Below are 23,214 nucleotides of genomic sequence, written 5' to 3' on the forward strand. Positions count from 1 at the left end.
GAGCCCGCGGCCCCGGCCGCTCCCGCCGAGCAGGCGGCTCCGGCCGCCCGTCCGTCCGCCCCGCGTCCTGCCGCCCCGTCGCCGCGTCCCGCGGCGCCGTCGCGCCCGGCCGAGGGCGGTGACGGCCGCTCCGGTCGTCCCGGCGGCGCTCCGCGTCCCGGTGGTCCGCGTCCGGGCAACAACCCGTTCGCGCCCTCGCAGGGCATGCCGCGCTCCGGCGGCCCGCGTCCCGGTGGTCCGCGTCCGGGCAACAACCCGTTCGCGCCCTCGCAGGGCATGCCGCGTCCCGGCGAGCGCCGCTCCGAGGCGCCGGCGGCGTCCGCGGGTGCCGGCGACCGCCCGGGTGGGCCGCGTCCCGCGGCTCCGCGTCCCGGCGGCCCGCGCCCGAACCCCGGCATGATGCCGGGCCGCAGCACCAGCGGCGTCGGCCGACCCGGTGACCGTCCCGCCCGCGCGGGCGGTGGCGGCGGTGGTCGTCCCGGTGGTGGCGGCGGCTACGGCGGCGGCGGTGGCCGTCCCGGTGGCGGCGGCGGCTTCGGCGGTCGTCCCGGTGGTGGCGGTGGCCGGCCCGGTGCCGGTGGCCGCGGCTCGACGCAGGGTGCCTTCGGGCGCGCCGGCGGCCGTCCCGTCCGCGGGCGGAAGTCGAAGCGGGCGAAGCGCCAGGAGTTCGAGCAGATGCAGGCGCCGTCGCTCGGCGGCGTGCAGGTGCCCCGCGGGAACGGCTCGACCGTCATCCGCCTGCGCCACGGCTCGTCGCTGAACGACTTCGCCGACAAGATCGACGCCAACCCGGCCTCGCTGGTCACGGTGCTGTTCCACCTCGGTGAGATGGCGACCGCGACCCAGTCCCTGGACGAGGACACCTTCGGCACGCTGGCCACCGAGCTCGGCTACGTCGTGGAGATGGTCTCGGCCGAGGAGGAGGACCGCGAGCTGCTCGGGGCCTTCGACATCGACCTGGACGCCGAGCTCGAGGGGGAGTCCGACGAGGACCTCATGCCCCGGCCGCCCGTCGTCACGGTCATGGGTCACGTCGACCACGGGAAGACCAAGCTCCTCGACGCCATCCGGTCCACGGACGTCGTCGCGGGCGAGGCCGGCGGCATCACCCAGCACATCGGTGCCTACCAGGTCCGCACGGAGCACGAGGGCCAGGACCGGGCCATCACGTTCATCGACACCCCGGGTCACGAGGCGTTCACCGCCATGCGTGCCCGCGGTGCCCAGGTGACGGACATCGCGATCCTCGTGGTCGCGGCGGACGACGGCGTGATGCCCCAGACCATCGAGGCGCTCAACCACGCCCAGGCGGCGAACGTGCCGATCGTGGTCGCGGTCAACAAGGTGGACAAGGAGGGGGCCAACCCCGCCAAGATCCGCCAGCAGCTCACCGAGTACAACCTGGTGGCCGAGGAGTACGGCGGCGACACCATGTTCGTCGACGTCTCCGCCAAGCAGCGGATGGGCATCGACGACCTGCTCGAGGCCGTGCTGCTGACCGCGGACGCCGCGCTCGACCTGCGGGCCAACCCCGACAAGGACGCCCGCGGTGTCGCCATCGAGGCGAACCTCGACAAGGGCCGCGGCGCCGTCGCGACCGTCCTGGTCCAGTCCGGCACGCTGCACGTCGGCGACGCGATCGTCGCGGGCACGGCCCACGGCCGCGTCCGGGCGATGTTCGACGAGCACGGGGACAACGTCACCGAGGCGGGCCCGGCCCGTCCGGTGCTGGTCCTCGGCCTGGCGTCGGTGCCGAGCGCCGGCGACACCTTCCTGGTGGCGCCGGACGAGCGGACCGCGCGGCAGATCGCCGAGAAGCGCGAGGCCGCCGAGCGTGCCGCCCTCCTGGCCAAGCGCCGCAAGCGCATCAGCCTCGAGGACTTCACGCAGGCGCTCCAGCAGGGCAAGGTCGAGACCCTCAACCTGGTCCTCAAGGGCGACGTGTCCGGTGCCGTCGAGGCGCTGGAGGACGCGCTGCTCAAGATCGACGTGGGCGACGAGGTCGACCTGCGGGTCATCCACCGCGGTGTCGGTGCGATCACGCAGAACGACGTCAACCTCGCGACGGTCGACAACGCGATCATCATCGGCTTCAACGTCAAGTACGCGGAGCGGGTGGAGGAGCTCGCCGAGCGCGAGGGCGTGGACGTCCGGTTCTACTCGGTCATCTACCAGGCGATCGACGACGTCGAGGCCGCCCTCAAGGGCATGCTCAAGCCGGAGTACGAGGAGGTGCAGCTCGGTACCGCCGAGGTGCGCGAGGTGTTCCGCTCCTCCAAGTTCGGCAACATCGCCGGGTCGATCGTCCGGTCCGGGGAGATCCGCCGCAACTCCAAGGCGCGGGTGCTCCGGAACGGCAACGTCATCGGTGACAACCTCACCATCGAGTCGCTCAAGCGGTTCAAGGACGACGCCACCGAGGTCCGCGAGGGCTACGAGTGCGGTATCGGCCTCGGGTCGTACAACGACATCGCCGAGGGTGACGTCATCGAGACCTGGGAGCTGCGCGAGAAGCCGCGTTCCTGACCGGTCCCGCTCGCGGGTCTGCCCCCACGCGCCGAGCGTGGGGGCGGACCCGCGGTCGTCCGCCCGCGACGCGGGCGCTGAGAGGAGTTCGACATGGTGGACCACCCCCGTGCCCGCAAGCTGGCGGACCGCATCCAGCAGATCGTCGCGCAGATGCTCGACACCCGCGTGAAGGACCCGCGCCTGGGCTTCGTCACCGTGACCGACGTGCGCGTGACCGGCGACCTGCAGCACGCGAGCGTGTTCTACACGGTGCTGGGCGACGAGGAGGCCCGCGAGGGCACGGCCAAGGCGCTGGAGAGCGCCAAGGGCCTGATCCGCTCGGAGGTCGGCAAGCAGACCGGTGTGCGGCTCACGCCGACGCTGGAGTTCCACCTGGACGCCGTCCCGGAGACGGCGGCCCACCTGGACGCCGCGCTGCTCGAGGCCGCCCGGCGTGACGCCGAGGTGTCGCAGCTCGCGCAGGGCGCGCGCTACGCCGGCGACGAGGACCCGTACCGCCGCCCGGCGGACGAGGACGAGGACGACGCCGCGCGCTGACCCCTGGTCCAGGCCCGCAGGGCACGAGGTCGTCAGTACGGGACGAGGTCGTCACTCCCAGGTGACGACCTCGTGCCGTACTGACGACCTCGCCGCATCTGCGGCCCGGCGTCAGCCCCGGACGCGCTCCCGGCTCCGCCGCGGCCGCCCCGGGGCCGGGCGGTTCAGGGCGCGGTGCGGCCCGTGCCGCGCGGCATCGCCAGCGAGGCGACGGCGGCCACCGCGATCACCGCGGCCCCCGTCAGCACCGCCGGCCGCAGCCCGGCGTCGAACCCGTCGGGCGTGATCGTCCCGCCGGCGGCCGTGAACACCGCGGTCAGCACGGCGACGCCGAGCGCCACGCCCACCTCGCGCAGCGTCGAGTTGGCGGAGGAGGCGGTGCCGTGGTCGTCGGGGGCCATGTCGGCGAGCACCGCCGTGGCGCTGGGCGCGAACGTCAGCCCCATCCCGGTCCCGGCGAGCACGAGCCCGGGGACGAGCGCCGCGTACCCGCTGCCCTCCGCGGCCAGCGCCAGCCACGCGAGCCCGGCGGCCTGCGCGGTGAGGCCCGCGGTCAGCAGCACCCGGACGCCCACGCGCGGCGCGAGGATCCCGGCGAGCGGGGCGACCACCATCGGGGCCGCCGTCCAGGGCAGGGTGCGCAGACCGGCCTCCAGCGGCGAGTAGCCCTGGACGACCTGGAGGTACTGGGCGAGCAGGAACACCGCGCCGAACGCGCCGAGCGAGAACGCGAACCCGGAGGCGTTGGCCACCGAGAAGCTGCGCGACCGGAACAGGCGCAGCGGGACGAGGGCGTGCGGCGTGCGCGACTCGTGACGCAGGAACACGCCGAGCGCGAGCACGCCGCCGACGATCGGCCCGAGCACGCCGGGCGCCGTCCAGCCGTCGTCGTTGCCGTGCACGACGCCCCACACCACGCCCAGCACGCCGGCGGCCGCGAGGAGCAGGCCCAGGACGTCGAGCCGCTGGGCGCGGCCGCGCTGCTCGGGCAGGGCCCGGAGCACCAGCGGGACCGCGACGAGCGCCACGGGGACGTTGATCCAGAACATCGCCTGCCAGGAGATGCCCTCGACCACCGCGCCGCCGACCACGGGGCCGAGGGCGACGCCGAGGCCGGAGACGCCGCCCCAGACGCCGATCGCCATGGCGCGGCGCGACGCGGGCACGGCGGCGGCGAGCAGCGCGAGCGACAGCGGCATGACCGCGGCGGCCCCGACGCCCTGGAGCGCGCGGGCCGCGACGAGCGCCCCGGGGGACCCGGCCAGGGCGGCGGCGACCGACCCGAGCGTGAACACGGCGATGCCGCCGAGGAACGTCCGGCGCCGTCCCCAGCGGTCACCGAGCGTCGCGGCGGCGATCATCAGCGTCGCGAACGCGAGCGTGTACGCGTTGACGACCCACTGCAGGTCGGTGAGGGACGCGCCGAGCTCGGCCTGGAGCACGGGCAGCGCGCTGGTGACCACGAGGTTGTCGAGGGTCGCCATGAACATCGGCAGGGACGCCGCGAGCAGCGCCAGGGCCACGGGCACGGCCCGGGGGGTCCGCGGGCGAGCCGGCTCGGGTCGGGCGGCGCCGGGACGGCCGGCGGTCCCGCCGACGGCGCCTCCCGGGGCGGGGGTGCGGATCTGCGTCGACATCGGAGCTCCTGTAAGCATCGGCTGATTACTTCAGACGACCGCGACGCTAGTTATCGACTGATAACCTGTCAAGCATGGACAGCGCGATGCGTGCGAGCCGCCCGCCACGGATGTCGGGGGAGCAGCGACGCGAGCAGATCCTCGCCGCCGCGATGACCGTGTTCGCCGAGGGTGGCTACGCCGGGACCACCACCGACCAGGTCGCGCGGGCCGCGGGCGTGTCGCAGCCGTACGTCGTGCGGCTGTTCGGCTCCAAGCAGCGCCTGTTCCTCGAGCTCTACCGGTACACCACCGGCCGCGTCGTGGAGGCGATGGCCGCGGTCGCCCCGGGCCCGGACGCCGTCGAGCGCACCGGACGCGCGTACATGGAGCTCATGGCCGACCGCGACCTGCTCCGCGTGCTCATGCACGGCTTCACGTCGGACGACGCCGAGGTCGGCCACCTCGCGCGGCACACCCTCGGCGAGGTCTTCCGGCTGTTCCGGGCGCGCGTCGAGGCCGACGTCCCCGACCCCGACGAGACCGCCCGCCGGTTCGTGGCCGACGGCATGCTCATCAACGTGCTGCTCAGCTCGGACGGCTTCGCGCACGCCGGCGAGGACCCCGGCCTCGACGCCCTGCTGCGCTGCTTCGCCCCCGAGGTGGTGGCCGCGGCCGCCGGGGAGGTGCCGGCCGCCGGTGCCGCGGCGGGGGAGCGCGCATGAGCCCCGCGCGCGAGCAGCGCCGCCCCGACCGTCCCCGCCGCCCCACCGCCCCGGACGGCCTGCTCGTCGTCGACAAGCCGCAGGGCTGGACCAGCCACGACGTCGTCGCGAAGGTCCGCGGCCTCGCCGGCACCCGCAAGGTCGGGCACGCGGGGACGCTCGACCCCATGGCCACCGGCGTCCTCGTGCTGGGCGTCGGCCGGGCCACGCGGCTGCTGACCTACGTGGTGGGCGCCGACAAGGAGTACACCGCCACCGTGCGCCTCGGCGTCGCGACCACGACGGACGACGCGGAGGGTGAGCCGCTCACCCGCGCGGACGCCTCGGGCGTGACGCGAGCCGCCGTGGAGGCGGGCGTCGCCGCGCTCACCGGCCCGATCCAGCAGGTCCCGAGCGCCGTCAGCGCGATCAAGGTGGACGGGCAGCGCGCGTACGCCCGGGTCCGCGCCGGGGAGGACGTCGAGCTCGCCGCCCGGCCCGTGACGATCCACCGGTTCGACGTGCACGCGGTGCGGCCCGCCGTCGACGCGGGCGTGCCGGCGGTCGACGTGGACGTCAGCGTGGTGTGCTCCTCCGGGACCTACATCCGGGCCCTGGCCCGCGACCTCGGCCGCGCGCTCGGCGTCGGCGGCCACCTGACCGCGCTGCGGCGGACGCGCGTCGGCGGCTACCCGGTGGCCGGCGCCCGGACGCTGGAGCAGCTCGACGCGTGGCCGGCCGACGTCCCGCTCGGCACGCTGCCCCTGGCCGACGCCGCCCGCGCGACGTTCCCCGTCCGCGAGCTCACGCCCGACGAGGCGCGCGCGCTGTCGTACGGGCAGCGGGTCCCGGCCTCCGGGACCGGCGCGGGGGTGACGGTCGCGGCCGTGACGCCCGACGGGGAGCTCGCGGCGCTGCTCGAGGACCGCGGGCCGCACGCCCGCCCGGTGCTGGTGTTCGCGGCCGCGTCCTGACGTCTCCGCGCGGGGACCGGGGCGGGGTCGGCCCCGGGGACCGCCCTCGGGGACCACCCGCGGGTCAGCCCAGGGAGTCGACCACCGCGGCGACCCGGCGCCGGCGCGTGGCGTCGGTCTTCGCGCCCTCGACCGCCAGCACGTGCGCGCGCTGCTTCGAGTACGACAGCGCCGCCCACGCCTCGCCGGCTGCGGGCCCCGCGGCGGCGAGCGCCTCGGCCAGGTCCGGGGGCACCTCGACCGTCCGCGGCGCGTCGTCCACCTCGAGCACCACCTCCACGTCGTCGCCGGCGGCGATGCCCGCGGCGGCACGGTTCGCGGCCGAGACCCCCACCCAGTACCCGCCGGAGTACGGGGCGACGGAGCCGCGGAACGTGTGCGCGCCGATCGTCACGGAGACGGGGACGCGCTTGCCGCGCCCCAGGCCCAGCACGACGTCCTCGGGGACCTCGATGCCCGTGGTGGTGCCGCCCGTCGCGACGAGCGTGGTGTGCAGGGTGACCATCCTGACCTCCGGGGGTCGTGGGGCGCGTCGTGCACCGGCCGGCCGAGCGTAGCGCCGCGAGCACGGGGCACCCGTCGGGCGCTGGGCACCCCGACGCGCGCGGGGCACCCGTCGCGCCGTGGCAGGCTTGTCCCCGCGCCGCGACCGCCGGCGCCCTCGACATGCGCCGTGAGGCGCTGACGGACGGGAGTGCGTGTGCAGCGCTGGACGGACCTGGCGCAGGTCCCCGCGGACTTCGGGCCGTCGGTGGTGACGATCGGCAACTTCGACGGCGTCCACCGCGGGCACGTCGGCGTGCTCACCCGCATGGTCGCGGACGCGCGCGCCGCGGGTGCCCGGTCCGTCGCGGTGACGTTCACGCCGCACCCGCAGCAGGTCCACCGCCCCGAGACCGCCCCGCCGCTGCTGACGGGCGACGAGGACCGCCTGGAGCTGCTCGGCCAGACCGGCCTGGACGCCGTGCTGCTGCTGACGTACACGCTGGAGTTCGCCCAGCAGACCGCCGAGGAGTTCGTGCGCCGGTACCTCGTGGACGGGCTGCACGCCCGCACGGTGGTCGTCGGGCGCGACGTGCGGTTCGGGCGCGGCAACGCCGGCGACCTGGCGACGATGGTGGAGCTGGGGGAGCGGTACGGGTTCGGCGTCGAGGTGATCGAGGACGTCGTCCCGGACGGCACCGAGGCCGAGGAGCTCGCGGACGCCCTGGCCGACCCGCTGCACCGCCGCTGGTCCTCCACCTGGGTGCGCGAGCTGCTCGAGGCCGGCGACGTCCGGCAGGCGGCGCGCGTGCTCGGCCGTCCGCACCGGATGCGCGGCACGGTGGTGCACGGCGCGAAGCGGGGCCGCGAGCTCGGGTTCCCCACCGCCAACCTGGACCCGGACTCCGACGGGATGGTCCCCGCGGACGGCGTGTACGCCGGCTGGCTGCGCCGGCCCGCGGTGGCGCCGGGGTCGCCCGACGCGGTGCTGCCCGCCGCGGTGTCGGTCGGCACCAACCCGACGTTCGACGGCGCGCGGCGCAGCGTCGAGGCCTACGTGCTGGACCGCACGGACCTCGACCTGTACGGCGAGCAGGTGGTGGTCGAGTTCGTCGAGCGGCTGCGGCCGACGCTGCGCTTCGACTCCGTGGACGCGCTGGTCGCGCGCATGCACCAGGACGTCGAGGGCGTCCGGGGCGTGCTCGCCGGCGCCGCCGGCTGATAGACTCGCACAGCCGTCAGAACGGCCGCGGACCGAGAGCGCCCGGGTGGACCTGCCCCGGAGCACCGCGCAACGAGACAATCCAGGAGAGTCGTGCCCCTCGACAGCGCCACCAAGAAGTCCATCATGGCCGAGTACGCCACCCACGAGGGTGACACCGGCTCGCCGGAGGTCCAGATCGCCCTGCTGACGCAGCGCATCAACGACCTGAACGAGCACCTCAAGACGCACAAGCACGACCACCACAGCCGTCGTGGGCTGCTGCTGCTGGTCGGCCAGCGTCGTCGCCTCCAGGGCTACCTGCAGAAGGTCGACATCGACCGCTACCGCAGCCTGATCCAGCGGCTCGGCCTGCGCCGTTGACCGCCTGACCGGCCCGGACCCCGTCCAGGGTCCGGGCTGGTCCTGCGTCGGGCCCCCGGGCCCGGCGCGCACGTCCCACCCAGCAAGACACCAGCAACGACGGGTGCCGGTCGACGCGTCCGGTCCTCGGTAGTGGTTCCCGGAACGCGTGTCCGGGTCCCTCGATCGAAGACCGCCGTGACCGGTCCGGCGCCTTCGAGACGAAGGAGGGCACCCGTGGAGGGTCCCGAGATCCAGTTCGCCGAGGCCGTGATCGACAACGGTCGCTTCGGCACCCGCACCGTCCGCTTCGAGACCGGCCGCCTCGCCAAGCAGGCCGCCGGCTCCGCGATGGCATACCTCGACGGCGAGACGGCCCTGCTGTCCGCCACGACGGCCGGCAAGCACCCCAAGGACCAGTTCGACTTCTTCCCCCTGACGGTGGACGTCGAGGAGCGGCAGTACGCCGCCGGCAAGATCCCCGGCTCGTTCTTCCGTCGCGAGGGTCGCCCCTCGACGGACGCGATCCTGGCCTGCCGCCTGATCGACCGCCCGCTGCGCCCCCTGTTCGTCAAGGGCCTGCGCAACGAGGTCCAGGTCGTCGTCACCGTCCTGGCGATCCACCCGGACGACGCGTACGACGTGCTCGCGATCAACGCCGCGTCCATCTCCACCCAGATCTCCGGCCTGCCGTTCTCCGGCCCGGTCGGCGCCGTGCGCATCGCGCTGATCGACGGCCAGTGGGTCGCGTTCCCGCGGTACACCGAGCGCGAGCGTGCGACGTTCGAGATCGTCGTCGCGGGCCGCGTGGTCGGCGACGACGTCGCGATCGCGATGATCGAGGCCGAGGCGCCCGAGAAGTCCTGGAACCTCATCAAGGACGCCGGCGGCGTCGCCCCGACCGAGGCCGTCGTGGCCGAGGGCCTCGAGGCCGCGAAGCCGTTCATCCGCTCGCTCGTCGTGGCGCAGCAGGAGCTCGCCGCGCAGGCCTCCAAGGAGACCCGCGAGTTCCCGACGTTCCCGGACTACCAGCCGGACGCGTACGAGGCCGTCGAGGGTGCCGCGGAGGGCAAGATCCGCGAGGCCATGCAGATCGCCGACAAGCAGACCCGCGAGGGCCGCCTGGACGAGATCAAGGCCGAGACGCTCGACGCCCTGGCCGCCTCTTTCGAGGGTCGCGAGAAGGAGCTGTCCGCCGCGGTCCGCTCCGTGACCAAGAAGGTCATCCGCCAGCGCATCCTCACCGACGGCTTCCGCATCGACGGCCGCGGCCTGCGGGACATCCGCACGCTGTCCGCCGAGGTCGAGGTGCTGCCCCGCGTGCACGGCTCGGCGCTGTTCGAGCGCGGCGAGACCCAGATCATGGGTGTCACCACGCTGAACATGCTCCGGATGGAGCAGCAGATCGACTCGCTGTCGCCCGAGACGCGCAAGCGCTACATGCACAACTACAACTTCCCGCCGTACTCGACCGGTGAGACGGGCCGCGTGGGCTCGCCGAAGCGGCGCGAGATCGGCCACGGCGCGCTCGCCGAGCGGGCGATCCTGCCGGTGCTGCCGTCGCGCGAGGAGTTCCCCTACGCGATCCGCCAGGTCTCCGAGGCGCTGGGCTCCAACGGCTCGACGTCGATGGGCTCGGTCTGCGCCTCGACCCTGTCGCTGCTGAACGCGGGTGTGCCGCTGCGCGCGCCCGTCGCCGGCATCGCCATGGGCCTGGTGTCCGACACGGTCGACGGCCAGACCCGCTACGCGGCGCTGACCGACATCCTGGGCGCCGAGGACGCGTTCGGCGACATGGACTTCAAGGTCGCCGGCACCCGCGAGTTCGTCACGGCCATCCAGCTCGACACCAAGCTCGACGGCATCCCCGCCTCCGTGCTGGCCGACGCGCTGACCCAGGCCAAGGAGGCGCGCCTCGCGATCCTCGACGTGCTGAACGAGGCCATCGACGTCCCCGACGAGATGTCCCCGAACGCCCCGCGCGTCATCACGGTGAAGGTGCCGGTCGACAAGATCGGCGAGGTCATCGGCCCGAAGGGCAAGATGATCAACCAGATCCAGGAGGAGACCGGCGCGGACATCTCCATCGAGGACGACGGCACCGTCTACATCGGCGCGACCGACGGCCCCTCGGCCGAGGCGGCGCGGGCCGCGATCAACGCGATCGCGAACCCGCACATGCCGGAGATCGGCGAGCGCTTCGTGGGCACGGTCGTCAAGACGACCACCTTCGGCGCGTTCATCTCGCTCTCCCCGGGCAAGGACGGCCTGCTGCACATCTCGCAGATCCGTCGCCTGGTGGGCGGCAAGCGCGTCGAGAAGGTCGAGGACGTCCTCGGTGTGGGCCAGAAGGTCCAGGTCGAGATCGGCGAGATCGACCCGCGCGGCAAGCTGTCGCTCCACGCCGTGGTCGAGGACGAGGCGCCCGCCGAGGGTGCCGACTCCGCTGCGGCCGAGCCGGCCGACGCCTGACGTGCCCCTGCACCTCCCTCTGGTCGCACCCGGGCAGCCGGGCAGCGACCTGACCGCCGGGCAGGCGGGCGACGGCGAGCTCCGTCGCTCCGTCCTGCCCGGCGGGGTGCGTCTGCTCACCGAGCACGTCCCCGGGATGCGTTCCGCGTCCGTGGGGGCGTGGGTGGGCGTCGGCTCGCGCGACGAGTCCGACGGCCACCACGGGTCGACGCACTTCCTCGAGCACCTGCTGTTCAAGGGCACGGCGCGGCGCACGGCGATGGACATCGCCGAGGCGTTCGACGAGGTCGGCGGCGAGGCGAACGCCGCCACGGGCAAGGAGCACACGTGCTACTACGCCCGGGTGCTCGACGAGGACCTCCCGATGGCGGTCGACGTCATCGCCGACATGGTGACGTCCGCCCGCCTGGACCGCGACGAGCTCGAGACCGAGCGCGGCGTGATCCTCGAGGAGCTCGCCATGAACGACGACGACCCGAGCGACGTCGTCCACGAGCGCTTCGCCACCGTCGTGCTCGGCGACCACCCCCTCGGGCGCCCGATCGGCGGCACGCCGGACACCATCCGCGCCGTCCCGCGCGACGCCGTGTGGGCGCACTACCGGCAGCACTACCGCCCGGCGACCCTGGTCGTCACCGCGGCCGGCAACGTCGACCACGACGCGCTCGCCGCCCAGGTCGTGCGCGCCCTGCACGACGGCGGCTGGCCGCTCGCCGACGGCGAGGCTCCCGCCGCCCGCCGGGGCTCCGCCGAGGCGCAGCCCGTCACCGCCGGCCCGTCCCGGGTCACGGTGCGCCGCGCCACCGAGCAGGCGAACGTCATCGTCGGCGGCACCGGCCTCACGGCGACCGACCCGCGACGCTTCACGCTGTCCGTGCTGAACGCGGTGCTCGGCGGCGGCATGTCGTCGCGGCTGTTCCAGGAGATCCGCGAGAAGCGGGGCCTGGCGTACTCCACCTACTCGTTCGCCTCCGGGCACGCCGACACCGGCGTCTTCGGGCTCTACGCCGGATGCACCCCCGGGCGCGTCGACGAGGTGACCGACCTGCTGGTGGCCGAGCTGGAGCGGCTCGCGGACGGGGGCATCACCGACGCCGAGCTGCGGCGCTCGGTGGGCCAGCTGTCCGGCAGCCTGGTGCTCGGTCTCGAGGACTCGGGGTCGCGCATGAGCCGGCTCGGGAAGTCCGAGCTGGTGCACGGGGAGCTGCTGTCGACGCAGGAGTCGCTCGACCGCGTGCGCGCGGTCACGGCCGCGGACGTGCAGGAGCTGGCCGCGGACCTCGCGTCGCGCCCGCGCTCCGTGGTGCGGGTCGGCCCGTTCGGCGACTGACGGCCCTCGCGACGGGCCCGGCACCACGCGGTGCCGGGCCCGTCGCGCGTCCCGGGGACGCACCGGGTCCGAGGTCCCGTTCCCCTGGCGCCGTCCCGGGGCGATCATGGGCGCATGGTCGCCGTCACGTCCGCCCGCCGCTCCGTGTCCGTCGCCCCGGGACCCTCGGGGCTCGTCGAGGCGCTCTGGGTGGCGCGCGGTCCCCACGGCGCGCCGCCGCGCGTCGCCCTGCCGGACGGGCGACCGGCCGCGGTGGTGCGGCTCGGCGGCCCCGTGCGCTGGATCGACCCGCTGACCCGGGATGCCGAGGTCATCGGGTCGGTGCTGCGCGGACCCCGCACCGCGCCCCAGGTCGTGCTCGCGGCCGACCCGGCGGCGCCGTCGTACGAGGTCGGGGCCCGGCTCGCCCCGTGGGCGCTGTCCGCGCTCGCCCCCGACGGCGGGCTGCTGGTGGACGACCACCGGGGCCTGGCCGCGGTCCTGGGCCTCGAGCCCGCCGAGCTGGCCGGGCGCCTGGGTGACCGGGCCGACGAGCAGGCCGCCGCGCGTGCGCTGGAGGACCTGCTCGTGGCTGCCGTGCGTCGCCCCGTGCCGGCGGGCGAGCGCGCCGACCTGGACCGCGTCGTCCGCCTCGCCGACGAGGAGCGCGGACTCGTCCGCTCCATCGACCTCGCCCGCGCCGTCGACCGGTCGCTGGCGTCGCTGCACGCCCTCTTCGCCGAGCGCGTCGGCCTCACGCCGGCCGCGTTCCTCGCGGGCGTGCGGATGTCCTGCGCGGTGCGCGAGCTCGGCGTCGACGACCGCGGGGACGCCCGGCGCGTCGTGGAGGTGCTGCGCAGCTACGCCGACGCCGGCTACCCGCAGCGCGAGGTCGAGCGGTTCACCGGTCTCAGCCCGCTGGACCTGCGGCGCTCCGTGCGCGGCATGGAGGAGGTCCTGGCGACCGTCTAGGGTGGCGTCCCGTGACCGGAACCCGTGACCCCGAGCCGATCCCCGTCGCCGTGCTGGGTGCCTCCGGGCGCATGGGTCGCACGGTCGTCGCGGCCGTGGAGGCCGCCCCGGGCCTGGAGCTCGTGGCCGCGCTCGGCCACGGCGACGACGTCGGCCGCGTCGCTGCCGCGGGTGCCCGCGTCGCGGTGGACTTCACGGTGCCCGCCGCGACCGAGGGCAACGTGCGCGCGCTGGTCCGCCAGGGCGTGCACGCCGTGGTCGGCACGACGGGATGGTCGCCCGAGTCGCTCGCCCGGGTCGAGGCCGACCTCGCCGAGCAGCCCGGCGTCGGGGTGCTGGTCGCCCCGAACTTCGCGCTCGGCGCGGTGCTCGCCATGACGTTCGCGGCGCAGGCGGCCCGGTGGTTCGAGTCCGTGGAGGTCGTCGAGCTGCACCACCCCGACAAGGTCGACGCGCCGTCCGGGACGGCCCGGCACACCGCCGAGGCCGTCGCCCGCGCCCGGCGGCAGGCGGGCCTCGGGCCGGTCCCGGACGCGACGACGGCGGCGCTCGACGGGGCGCGCGGGGCGGACGTCGACGGCGTGCGGGTGCACGCGGTCCGGCTGCGCGGCCTGGTCGCGCACGAGGAGATCCTGCTCGGCAACGCCGGCGAGCAGCTCACGATCCGCCACGACTCGTTCGACCGGGTGTCGTTCATGCCGGGCGTGCTGCACGCCGTCCGGACCGTCGGGTCCCGGCCGGGGCTCACGGTCGGGCTCGAGCACTACCTGGACCTGTGACCGTGGAGGACGACCGGGTGGAGGACGCGGACGCGCGGGACGGCGCGGCTGCGGGTGGCGGCGCGGACGGTCCGCCCCGGCGGAACCGGACCGCGCTGGTCGCGGCGCTCGCGCTGACGGCGCTGCTGGCGCTGTACGTGTGGCTCGTCGCCGGACGCGCCGTCGCGCTCGTGCGTACCGGCGAGCCCGTGGGCGTCGGGCTGGGGGTCGCGTTCGCGGTGCTCCCGCTGCTCGTGCTCGTCCTCGTCGCGCGGGAGTGGCTGCTCGCCGTCGACGTGCAGCGCATGGCCGACACGCTCGCGGCGCGCGGCGAGCTGCCGGTCGACGAGCTGCCGCGCAGCCCCGGCGGCCGCATCGACCGGGTGGCCGCCACGGAGGCGTTCGAGCTGGCGCGCGCCGAGGCGGAGTCCGCGGCCGCCGGCGACTGGGGGCCGTGGTACCGGCTCGCGTTCGCGTACGACGCGGCGGGGGACCGCCGGCGTGCCCGCGCCGCGCTCCGGCACGCCTCGCGGCTGCACCGCGGGCGGACCGGGGAGCCGCGCGGCCTCGGCTGAGGTGGGCGTCCGCCGGTCGCGTGCGGAGGGCTCGCCAGGGCTCGACCGGCGGTGCGGGGGCTGCCGGCGGGGCGCTCAGCGCGTGAGGTAGGCAGCGAGCGCGTCCGGCGGCATCGGGCGTGCGACATGGAAGCCCTGCATCAGGGGCACGCCCGCGGCGCGCAGCGCCTCCACCTGCTCGGCGGTCTCGACGCCCTCGGCGACGACCGCGAGGCCGCGGTCGGTCGCCAGCCGGTGCACGAGCTCCACGATCAGCGCGTCCACGGGGTCGTCCAGCATGTGCGCGACGACCTCCCGGTCGATCTTCACCGCGTCCACCGGCAGGCGGGTGACCTGGCGCAGGGCGCCGAGCGCGCCGCCGAGGTCGTCCAGCGCGATCGGCACCCCCGCCGCGCGCAGCTCCCGCAGCGCCGGCTGCGCGCGGACCAGCTGGGCGTCGGTCGCGGCCTCCGAGAGCTCGAGCCGCACCGCACCCGGCGCCGTGCCGGTCTCCGCGAGCACCCGGAGCACGCGGTCGGCGAGCCCGGGCTCGTCCAGGGCGGCGGGGGACAGGTTGACGTTGACCGTCTGCGGCGCCCGGTCGCCGAGCGCCGTCCGCCACCCCGCCAGGTCGCGGCACGCCTCCGCCAGCACCCACAGGTCGAGGTCCAGGGCGCGACCCGCGCCGGCGGCCCGGGCGAGGGGCTCCGCGGGGCCGCCGAGCGCGCCGTCGTCGTCGCGGGAGCGCAGCAGAGCCTCGACCTCGCGGGCGACGCCGTCCGCCGTCCGGGCGATGGGCTGGTAGTGGACCTCGAGCCCGTGCCACACCGAGGCGCCGACCGCGCGCCCCCGGTCGCCGTCCGGGCAGCGTCCCTGGCTCGGGACCCGTGCCGTCACGGTCCCGAGGTCGGCGCCCGCGAGCCGCACGCGGTCCCCGCCGGCCTTCTTCGCCCCGTACATCGCCAGGTCCGCCTCCCGCAGCAGCCGGTCGCTGTCCACGAGCGGCCCGGCCCCGACGGCCAGTCCGACGCTCGCCCGCGAGTGCGCCGCGGCGGGCAGCGCGGGGTCGCTCGCGGCGAGCGTCGCCCGCAGCACCTCGCCCAGCCCGAGCGCCGACGCCCGCCACGGCGCGGCGGCGGTCTGCGGCTCCAGCAACCGGGCGAGCGCGAACTCGTCGCCCCCGAGACGTCCGACGACGTCCCCCGGCAGCGCGGCCGCCGCCAGCCTGCCGGCCACCGAGTGGAGCAGGGCGTCACCGGCCGCGTGGCCCAGGGAGTCGTTGACCTCCTTCAGCCGGTCCAGGTCGACGAAGGCGAGCACCACGGCCCCCTCGCCGCGGCGCGCCCGGCCGCAGAGGTCCCGCAGGCCGTCGACGAACCAGGCGCGTGACGGCACACCGGTCAGGTGGTCGTGGGACGCCTCGTGCGCGAGCTCCGCGGCCAGCGCCTCCATCAGCGTCGTCGGGTCGAGCACGCCCACGGGCTCGCCGTCCGGGCCGTGCACCACCATGTCGGAGTAGCCGTCGCCCTGGGCGAGCCGCTCGGCGGCCTCCGTGAGCGACGCGGACACCGGTACCCGCGGGGCGTCCCAGCGGGCGACCTCCGCGACCGGCCGGCGCCCCCACAGCGACCGGCCGAAGCCGTAGCGGCCCGTCATCGTCGTCAGGAAGTCCTTGCGCGCCACCATGCCGTGCGGTCCGCCCGGCTCACGGGGCGCCACCAGCACGGACGACACGGTCCAGCGGGTGCGGAAGCCGACGTCGACGGCCTCGCAGGGATCGGTCGGCGAGACGACCACGGGCTCGGACGCGAGGTCGGCGAGCGCGCGACCACGGTCGACCCGCCGCCAGGCGGCGAGCGTCGGGGGAGGGGCCACGCCTGCACGATCGTCGCCGCGCGGACCGGCATGAGGCCCCGACCTGCGACGACGGCACATGTTCGTGCACCGTTCACCGGGACGTCCACCCGGACACCCGCCGTGCGCCACGGGAGGGTGACGGGCGCGCGGGCGGGTGAGCAGGCTGTGCGGGTGCGGGTGCGGGTGCATCGCCGCGTGCCGCGCCGTGCGTCGAGCCGCGCGCCGCGGCACGCGCCGGCGCCGTCAGATCGCGGCACCCCACAGGTGCTCGGTGATCTCGCGGGGGTCGTCCTGCTCGCCGAGCACCCGGCGTCCCCCGACGTCGCCGAGACCCGCGGAGCCCAGGAACTGCTCCCGGGCGGCGTCGCCCTGGATCACCCAGGTCTGGACGGACGTCGCGCGGTCCTCGTCCCGCAGCAGGTCCACGACCGCGGCGAGCAGCCGCGAGCCGTGACCCTGGCGCCGCTCGGACGGCTCCACCTCGAGCGCGAGGATCTCGCCGCCGGGGGTGTCGTCACCGGAGTCCGGCGGCGCGACCACCGGGGCGACGGACGCGAAGCCCACGAGCCGCGGCCCGTGCATCGCCACGAGCACGCGGTACCCGCGCCCCGGAGGGCTCGCGATCGCGGTCTGCCACTGCGCCGCGAGACGCGCCGGGTCGACCGCGTCCAGCACCTCGGCGCCCAGCGTCTCGGCGTGCGTCGCGCGCCAGGCCGCGAGCTGCACCGCGGCGATCGCGGTCTCGTCGCCGGGGATCGCGGGGCGCACGGACACGTCGGACGTCGCGGAGGTGAGGGGGCTCATGGCGCCTCACAATGCCACGTACAGCGGCTCCAGGTACTCCTCGATGCCGGCCTCGCCGCCCTCGCGGCCGATGCCCGAGGACTTCACGCCGCCGAACGGGGCCGACGCGTCGGACACCATCCCGCGGTTGATCCCGAGCATCCCCGTCTCGACGCGCTCGGCCAGGCGCATCACCCGGCCGACGTCACGGGTGCACGCGTAGGCGACCAGGCCGAACTCGGTCGCGTTCGCCAGCCGGACGCCGTCGTCCTCCGAGCCGAACGTCACCACCGGCGCCACGGGGCCGAACACCTCCTCGCGCACCGCCCGGGCGTCCTCCGGCACCCGGTCGAGCACGGTCGGCCGGTAGAAGTACCCGCGCCCGCCGGGGCGCTCGCCGCCGGTGCGGACCCGCGCCCCGGCGTCCGCGGCGTCCGCCACGAGCTCGTCGACCCGGTCCACCGCGGAGCGCTCGATCAGCGGGCCGACGGTCACGTCCGGGTCGGTCCCGCGGCCGACGACCAGGCGCTCGAACGCCGCGGTCAGGCGGTCCGTGAACTCGGCCGCGACCGGCTCCTGCACCAGGAAGCGGTTCGCCGCGACGCAGGTCTGGCCGGCGTTGCGCATCTTCGCCTGCACCGCCGCCTCCACGGCCAGGTCCAGGTCGGCGTCCTCGAACACCAGGAAGGGCGCGTTGCCGCCGAGCTCCATCGACGTCCGCAGCACGCCGTCCGCGGCCTGCTTGAGCAGCGTCCGCCCGACCTCCGTGGACCCGGTGAACGAGAGCTTGCGCAGCCGCGGGTCGGCGATCACCGGTCCGGTCACCGCCGCCGAGGACGACGTCGGGACCACGTTCACCACGCCGGTCGGCAGGTCCCGGGCGTCCAGCTCCGCGCGCACCAGCTCCGCGAAGTACGCCGTCGTCAGCGGAGTCAGCCCTGCCGGCTTGATGACGACCGGGCAGCCCGCCGCCAGGGCCGGCGCGACCTTGCGGGTGATCATCGCGATCGGGAAGTTCCACGGCGTGATGAGCAGCGCGGGGCCGACGGGGCGGCGCAGCACGAGCTGGTGGTGCGTGCCCGCCGGTGCGCGACGCGCGAGGCCGTCCAGGCGCACCGCCTGCTCCGAGTACCAGCGCACGAACTCCGCGGCGTACTGCACCTCGGCGCGCGCCTCCGCCAACGGCTTGCCGCCCTCCGCGGTGATCAGCGCCGCCAGGTCCTCCGCCCGCGCCGTCATCGCGTCGAACACCGCCCGCAGCAGGTCCGAGCGGGTGCGCGGGGCGACCTCGCGCCACGCCGGGAACGCGCGGTGCGCCGCGTCGAGCGCCGCCAGCCCGTCCTCGGGCGTCGCGTCGGCGACCTCGAACAGCACGTCCGAGGTGGACGGGTCGACCACCGGGAACGTGCCCCCGCCGCGCGCGTGGCGCCACTCGCCGCCGATCAGCAGGCCGGTCGGCGTGTGCGCCGCGACGTACGGCGGCAGCGGGGAGGTCGTCATGCGTCCAGTGTGGATCCGGAGGGACGCGCGGGCACCTGCGGGACCCCCTGCGAGCCGCCGCGCGGGTGTCGGGCGTGGGGCAGCCACGGTCCGTGCGGTCCTCCACAGGTGGCGGCTCGGGCTCGGCTGTGGAGGGGGAGCGGGAGGTGTCGGGGGTCGCCGGTAGCGTCGCCGTATGCCATCTGACCTGCGAGGACGCGCTCCGGCGGCGCGTGCGCGGCGTGCCTCGACCGGCGCGCCCGGGACCGCCGGCTTGCCCGGGACCGTCGGCGGCGTGCCCGGGACCGCCGGCGCGCGGACGGCATCCGCTCCGGACCGCCCTGCGCGGACCACCCGTGGCGCGGGCGGCGCGGGTGGTCGCGGGGTGCTCCGGCGTGATGTCGGTGCGCGGGGGGTTCCGCCCGGCACCGGTGGCGGGCGTGTCCCCCCGGGAGGTGCGCCGGGGCGCGCCACGGGTCCTCGGAGCCGGGTCCTGCGGTCGGTCCGGGCACGGCGGGTGGACGTGTCGGTCCGCACCGCGAGCGGCATCCCGCTGGCCGACCCGTCCGCCCGCCCCTCGTCCCGCGCACGCGCCCTCGTGCCGGACGGCGGACGCGCGCGCGGTCGGTCCGGCACCGGCGCCCATGGCGCGGGGACGCCTGCGGGTCCGGCCGCGGCCGTTCCTCCGACGGTCCCCGTGCTCGACCCCGTGGCGCGCTTCCCGTTCCGGCCGGGGGCAGGTGGGGAGAGGGACGCGGCGGTGCTCCCGGCCACCGACCCACCGGTCGCGGCGATGGCCCCGGGGCCCGAGCTCGCCGCGCTCCTGGCGGGCCTGGACCCGGACGGCGTCTCCGACCACGGCCTCGTCGAGCTCACGGCCGCCGCCGTGCGCCTCACCTCCTGGGCGCACGCCGTGGCGGCGCGGTACGCGGCTCTGCTGGCCGAGCGGCCGTCGATGAACCCGCCGTGGTCGCGCCTCACGCGCCCGCCGGCCGAGGCGTCCGTCGCGGGCGACGAGCTCGCGATGAGGCTCTCGTGGTCCTCACGCGCGGCCGGCCGCCTGGTCCGCGACGGGCGCGCGTTCGGCCACCACCTCGGGGCCACGGGTGACGCCCTCGCTCGCGGTGACCTCGATGCCGTCCGCGCCCGCGTCCTCGTCGACCGGCTCGACGAGTTCCCGCTCGTGGTCGCCCTGGACGTCCAGGAGGCGGTGCTCACCCGGGCGCACTCCCGGACCGCCGCCCAGCTCCGCGCGGACGTCGAGCGTGCGGCGATCGCCGTGGACGCCCGCGACGCCGCCGCACGGCGCGAACTCGCGCGGACCCGACGGCGGGTCGACCGGCCCCGGGCGCTGCCCGACGGCATGGCCGGTCTCTGGGCGGTGCTGCCGGCCGCTGACGCGATGCGGCTGGACTCCGTGCTCGGGGCCGCGGCGCGGACGGCTCGCGGTGCCGGCGACCCGCGCACGCTCGACCAGCTCCGCGCGGACGGTCTCGTGGACCTCGTCCTGCACACCGCGTGTGCCGAGCCGGACGACCGGACCGCGGTCCAGTCGTCACCGGGATCCGCGGGAACCGGCGCACGACCGGACGACCCGAACCCGGACGGTCGACCGCGGTGCCCGGCGCGACGGGGCAGCGCCCAGATCCGCGTCACCGTCCCGCTGAGCACCCTCATGGGTGAGGACGACGAGCCGGCGCACCTCGCCGGCTGCGGAACGGTCGACGCCGGGACCGCCCGGGCCCTCGCCGCGGGAGGGGTCTGGCGGCGGCTCGTCACCGACCCGCTGTCCGGCGCGGTGCTCGACCTGGGCCGGACCCGCTACCGACCCACGACGGAGCTCGCCGAGCACGTCGTCGCGCGCGACCGCACCTGCGCCCGGCCGGGATGCGGCGTGCCGGCGGAGTCCTGCGACCTCGACCACACGCTCGAGTTCCACGCCCGGCCCGGGAGCGATCCGGACGAGAGACCCGCGCTCGGCTCGACGGGGGCCGGGAACCTCGGCCCGCTGTGCCGGCGGGACCACCGGCTGAAGACCGACGGAGGCTTCGTCCTGCGCCAGGTGCGCCCCGGCGTGTTCGAGTGGCTCACGCCGACCGGTCACCGGTACCGCTGCGTGCCCGGCCTCGACCCCGCGCTCGCCCTGCACCCGCCGCCGAGGGACCCGTGGCCGTCACCGCCACCCTTCTAGACCGACCACAGGTGTCCGCGTCGGGTTCCCGCTCGGACGGTGGCCGCCGCCGGCCACCGCCGCCCTCCTGGACGGGCTCGGCTCGTACGCCTGCGGTGGGAAGCCCGGTCGGTCGCTGTCCGGCCGAGGTCGGACGACGTGCGTGCCCCCGTGCGGTCGGATGGGGGCGTGACGACCACGAGCCCGCACGCCCCCGCGACCGCCGCCCAGCCCTCCGCCGCCCAGCCCTCCGGTGCCCTCCGCACGGTGGGGTGGCCCGCCGCGCTCGCCCTCGCGGTCGCCGCGGGTCTGCTCGCCGGGGCGCTCACCTCGTTCGGGCAGACACTGCTCGGCGACACCCCGTTCCAGGGGCTCGCCAACGCCGTCAGCCCCTGGCTCGTCGCGCCGTTCCTCGTCGGCGCGACGGCCCGCCGGTCGGCCACCGCAGCGCTGGCCGGTCTCCTGACCTGCGCCGCGCAGGTCGCCGGGTACTACGTGGCCGCAGACCTCCGGGGGTTCGCGGTCGGCTCGGCGTCGATCCTGCTGTGGAGCATCGCCGGTGTGATCGGCGGCCCGGTCTTCGGCATAGCGGGTCCGCTGTGGCGCAGGACCCGGTCCGGTGACCCGCGGTGGGCGGGTGCCGGCGCGGCGCTGCTCGCCGGCTGCTGGCTCGCGGAGGCGCTGGTGACCTACCTGGTGGTGCTGCGCCGCCCGGACGAGGCACTGGTCTTCGCCCTCGTCGCCGGGCTGCTGGTCGCGCTGCTCGGTCGCAGGGGAGGCCACCGGGCGCTGCTGATCCGGCTGCCCGTCGCCGTCGCAGCGGGAGCCGCGGGGTTCGCGGTGCTGCACGCCGTGGTCGGCTGACCGGTGCCCCCAGCGAGTGGTCGACGAGCGGGACAGGCGCTGGCAGGCCCTCCTGACGTCGCAGCCCGGGCGGAGTGGCTGGTCCGCGTGACACCGCGGTCCGGACGGGGTGGCTGGTCCGCGTGACACAGCGGCCCGGACGGGGTGGCTGGTCCGCGTGACACAGCGGCCCGGACGGGGTGGCTGGTCCGCGTGACACCGCGGCCCGGGGTGCGAGGGAGGGTCGCGGGACGGCGCCGTGCACCGACGGTTCAGCCGCGGCCGGGTCGTCGTCCGGCGCTGTCGCCCGGCGTCGTCCGCGTCCGCCCCAGCGACGTCCGGCACGCCGGGTCGGCGCACGTGGCACGGTGGAGCCATGACCGAGTCAGCGCAGGCAGCCGCGCCCGACGACTCCCGCCCCGCGCGCGCCACCGAGGACTCCCCGGCGGCGCCCGTCGCCGCTCCCGCTCCGCCCCGCGGCGACGGCGGGGCCGCCACGTCCTCGGGCAGCATCACGGATGTCACGGGTGTCCGGGTGGGGCAGGTGACGCGGGCGGGTGACGGCTGGCTCACCGGCGTGACGGTGGTGCTGCCGCCGGCCGGCACCGTCGCCGGCGTGGACGTGCGGGGGGGCGGACCCGGCACGCACGAGACCGACGCGCTGGATCCCCGCACCCTCGTCCCGACGGCCGACGCCGTGGTGCTGACGGGCGGATCGGCGTTCGGGCTCGTGACGGCGCACGGGGTGCAGCGGTGGCTCGCCGAGCACGACCGGGGATACCGCGTCGGCGCATCGCCCGGGGAGGTCGTGCCGATCGTGCCCGCGGCGGCCGTGTTCGACCTCGGCCGCGGCGGGAGGTTCGACGCCCGGCCGGACGAGGCGATGGGGTACGAGGCAGCCGTCGCGGCCGCCGCTGCCGCGGAGCACGGCCCGGTCGACCGCGGCACGGTCGGGGCGGGCACCGGCGCGGCGATCGCCATGCAGTCACGCAAGGGCGGCGTCGGGACGGCGTCCGTCCGGCTGCCGCCGCCGTGGGACCACGTGGTCGTCGGGGCGCTCGCGGTCGTCAACGCAGCCGGCGCGCCCGCCGGGCCGCCGACGGTCTCCACCGACGCCTCGGGTCCGGCCGGAGCCGGACCGGGCGCAAGCCCCGTGGCGCCGCGGCTCCCCGGGCCCCAGGGCCCGCCCGCACCCCTGAACACGACGATCGCCGTGGTCGCGACGAACGCGGCCCTCGACCCGGCGGAGACGTCACGCACGGCGACGGCGGCGCACGCCGGGCTGGCGCGGGCCCTCGACCCGGTCCACACGCTCGTCGACGGGGACACGGTGTTCTCGCTCGCGACGGGCCAGGTGTCGCTGCCCGCGTCCCGGCCGGAGCGCGTGGTGGCCCTCGTGCAGCTGCAGGCGGCCGCCGCGCACGCGCTCGAGCTGGCGGTGGTCGACGGCATCGCCTCCGCGACGGCCGTGCGCACCCCGGCGGTCGACCTCCCCGCGTGGGACGGGCCGCTCCGGTAGGGGCGCTCGCGACGCCGTTGCGATACCGCCGCGACGCCGCTGCGCCACCGCCGCGACGCCGCCGCGACGCCGCTGCGGTGCCGCTGCGGCG

General features: G+C 76.3%; 19 protein-coding genes. 14 read left to right on the plus strand and 5 right to left on the minus strand.

Annotation, left to right across the window (positions count from 1 at the left end; genetic code table 11):
* Together infB and rbfA are read left to right on the plus strand one after the other, a co-directional pair.
* A partial coding sequence (gene infB, locus AAHH18_RS12890; protein WP_343301887.1) for a translation initiation factor IF-2 occupies positions 1-2,526 on the plus strand: 2,526 nt, incomplete at its 5' end.
* Positions 2,527-2,619: 93 nt separating this feature from the next.
* Positions 2,620-3,066 (plus strand): 30S ribosome-binding factor RbfA, encoded by a 447-nt coding sequence (rbfA, locus tag AAHH18_RS12895; protein WP_283319982.1) that lies wholly within the window; start codon positions 2,620-2,622, stop codon positions 3,064-3,066.
* A 164-nt stretch (positions 3,067-3,230) separates the two neighbouring features.
* Here rbfA and AAHH18_RS12900 read toward each other — a convergent pair whose 3' ends face one another.
* Positions 3,231-4,703 carry a DHA2 family efflux MFS transporter permease subunit gene (locus AAHH18_RS12900; RefSeq protein ID WP_343301888.1) on the minus strand — a complete coding sequence of 491 codons (1,473 nt, stop codon included), beginning with the start codon at positions 4,701-4,703 and terminating at the stop codon, positions 3,231-3,233.
* Between the two features lie 74 nt (positions 4,704-4,777).
* Between AAHH18_RS12900 and AAHH18_RS12905 the strand changes: the two genes are divergently transcribed.
* The gene (locus AAHH18_RS12905) at positions 4,778-5,407 is read left to right on the plus strand and encodes a TetR/AcrR family transcriptional regulator (RefSeq protein WP_343301889.1); all 630 of its coding nucleotides are present in this window, start codon (positions 4,778-4,780) and stop codon (positions 5,405-5,407) included.
* Positions 5,404-6,360, plus strand: coding sequence for a tRNA pseudouridine(55) synthase TruB (gene truB / locus AAHH18_RS12910; protein WP_343301890.1), 957 nt, complete (start codon positions 5,404-5,406; stop codon positions 6,358-6,360). Before AAHH18_RS12905 ends, truB begins: the two co-directional genes overlap by 4 nt.
* A gap of 64 nt (positions 6,361-6,424) precedes the next feature.
* On the opposite strand, the gene AAHH18_RS12915 is transcribed toward truB, so the two are convergent.
* Positions 6,425-6,865, minus strand: a complete 441-nt coding sequence (locus tag AAHH18_RS12915; protein WP_343301891.1) for a YdeI/OmpD-associated family protein — start codon at positions 6,863-6,865, stop codon at positions 6,425-6,427.
* Positions 6,866-7,060: 195 nt separating this feature from the next.
* Between AAHH18_RS12915 and AAHH18_RS12920 the strand changes: the two genes are divergently transcribed.
* The 7 genes from AAHH18_RS12920 (at position 7,061) to AAHH18_RS12950 (ending at position 14,493) form a co-directional block, all read left to right on the plus strand.
* The gene (locus tag AAHH18_RS12920) at positions 7,061-8,065 is read left to right on the plus strand and encodes a bifunctional riboflavin kinase/FAD synthetase (RefSeq protein WP_343301892.1); all 1,005 of its coding nucleotides are present in this window, start codon (positions 7,061-7,063) and stop codon (positions 8,063-8,065) included.
* A gap of 93 nt (positions 8,066-8,158) precedes the next feature.
* Entirely contained in the window at positions 8,159-8,428 is a 270-nt protein-coding gene (gene rpsO / locus AAHH18_RS12925) for a 30S ribosomal protein S15 (RefSeq protein ID WP_154730160.1), read from the plus strand.
* A 216-nt stretch (positions 8,429-8,644) separates the two neighbouring features.
* Positions 8,645-10,879, plus strand: a complete 2,235-nt coding sequence (locus tag AAHH18_RS12930; RefSeq protein ID WP_343301893.1) for a polyribonucleotide nucleotidyltransferase — start codon at positions 8,645-8,647, stop codon at positions 10,877-10,879.
* 1 nt (position 10,880) lies between these two features.
* On the plus strand, positions 10,881-12,209 hold the full coding sequence (locus AAHH18_RS12935; RefSeq protein ID WP_283319989.1) for a M16 family metallopeptidase: 1,329 nt from the start codon (positions 10,881-10,883) through the stop codon (positions 12,207-12,209).
* Positions 12,210-12,323: 114 nt separating this feature from the next.
* Positions 12,324-13,160 carry a helix-turn-helix domain-containing protein gene (locus AAHH18_RS12940; RefSeq protein ID WP_343301894.1) on the plus strand — a complete coding sequence of 279 codons (837 nt, stop codon included), beginning with the start codon at positions 12,324-12,326 and terminating at the stop codon, positions 13,158-13,160.
* Between the two features lie 11 nt (positions 13,161-13,171).
* A complete protein-coding gene (dapB, locus tag AAHH18_RS12945; RefSeq protein WP_343301895.1) occupies positions 13,172-13,939 on the plus strand; it encodes a 4-hydroxy-tetrahydrodipicolinate reductase in 768 nt (255 codons plus the stop codon).
* Positions 13,940-14,034: 95 nt separating this feature from the next.
* Positions 14,035-14,493 (plus strand): hypothetical protein, encoded by a 459-nt coding sequence (locus AAHH18_RS12950; RefSeq protein WP_283322012.1) that lies wholly within the window; start codon positions 14,035-14,037, stop codon positions 14,491-14,493.
* 75 nt (positions 14,494-14,568) lie between these two features.
* On the opposite strand, the gene AAHH18_RS12955 is transcribed toward AAHH18_RS12950, so the two are convergent.
* From AAHH18_RS12955 to AAHH18_RS12965, 3 genes are all read right to left on the minus strand, one after another.
* A complete protein-coding gene (locus AAHH18_RS12955) occupies positions 14,569-16,347 on the minus strand; it encodes an EAL domain-containing protein (protein ID WP_343301896.1) in 1,779 nt (592 codons plus the stop codon).
* A 225-nt stretch (positions 16,348-16,572) separates the two neighbouring features.
* Positions 16,573-17,133, minus strand: coding sequence for a GNAT family N-acetyltransferase (locus AAHH18_RS12960; RefSeq protein WP_343301897.1), 561 nt, complete (start codon positions 17,131-17,133; stop codon positions 16,573-16,575).
* 6 nt (positions 17,134-17,139) lie between these two features.
* Positions 17,140-18,612, minus strand: coding sequence for an NAD-dependent succinate-semialdehyde dehydrogenase (locus AAHH18_RS12965; protein ID WP_343301898.1), 1,473 nt, complete (start codon positions 18,610-18,612; stop codon positions 17,140-17,142).
* 739 nt (positions 18,613-19,351) lie between these two features.
* On the opposite strand from AAHH18_RS12965, the gene AAHH18_RS12970 reads away from it, so the two are divergent.
* The 3 genes from AAHH18_RS12970 to AAHH18_RS12980 all read left to right on the plus strand — a co-directional run bounded on the left by AAHH18_RS12970 (position 19,352) and on the right by AAHH18_RS12980 (position 23,123).
* Positions 19,352-20,782, plus strand: a complete 1,431-nt coding sequence (locus AAHH18_RS12970; protein ID WP_343301899.1) for an HNH endonuclease signature motif containing protein — start codon at positions 19,352-19,354, stop codon at positions 20,780-20,782.
* Between the two features lie 168 nt (positions 20,783-20,950).
* Positions 20,951-21,625 (plus strand): DUF6518 family protein, encoded by a 675-nt coding sequence (locus AAHH18_RS12975; protein ID WP_343301900.1) that lies wholly within the window; start codon positions 20,951-20,953, stop codon positions 21,623-21,625.
* A 355-nt stretch (positions 21,626-21,980) separates the two neighbouring features.
* On the plus strand, positions 21,981-23,123 hold the full coding sequence (locus tag AAHH18_RS12980; protein ID WP_343301901.1) for a P1 family peptidase: 1,143 nt from the start codon (positions 21,981-21,983) through the stop codon (positions 23,121-23,123).
* Positions 23,124-23,214: the final 91 nt, after the last annotated feature.

This window comes from Cellulomonas olei, from assembly GCF_039548315.1.
Classification (GTDB): Bacteria; Actinomycetota; Actinomycetes; order Actinomycetales; family Cellulomonadaceae; genus Cellulomonas.

Bases quoted from the DNA above. Each gene is read 5' to 3' on its own strand.
- AAHH18_RS12915 (WP_343301891.1), bottom strand. From the start codon at position 6,865: ATGGTCACCCTGCACACCACGCTCGTCGCGACGGGCGGCACCACCACG.
- AAHH18_RS12940 (WP_343301894.1), top strand. From the start codon at position 12,324: ATGGTCGCCGTCACGTCCGCCCGCCGCTCCGTGTCCGTCGCCCCGGGA.
- AAHH18_RS12960 (WP_343301897.1), bottom strand. From the start codon at position 17,133: ATGAGCCCCCTCACCTCCGCGACGTCCGACGTGTCCGTGCGCCCCGCG.
- AAHH18_RS12905 (WP_343301889.1), top strand. From the start codon at position 4,778: ATGGACAGCGCGATGCGTGCGAGCCGCCCGCCACGGATGTCGGGGGAG.
- AAHH18_RS12980 (WP_343301901.1), top strand. From the start codon at position 21,981: ATGACCGAGTCAGCGCAGGCAGCCGCGCCCGACGACTCCCGCCCCGCG.
- AAHH18_RS12965 (WP_343301898.1), bottom strand. From the start codon at position 18,612: ATGACGACCTCCCCGCTGCCGCCGTACGTCGCGGCGCACACGCCGACC.
- rbfA (WP_283319982.1), top strand. From the start codon at position 2,620: ATGGTGGACCACCCCCGTGCCCGCAAGCTGGCGGACCGCATCCAGCAG.
- truB (WP_343301890.1), top strand. From the start codon at position 5,404: ATGAGCCCCGCGCGCGAGCAGCGCCGCCCCGACCGTCCCCGCCGCCCC.
- AAHH18_RS12900 (WP_343301888.1), bottom strand. From the start codon at position 4,703: ATGTCGACGCAGATCCGCACCCCCGCCCCGGGAGGCGCCGTCGGCGGG.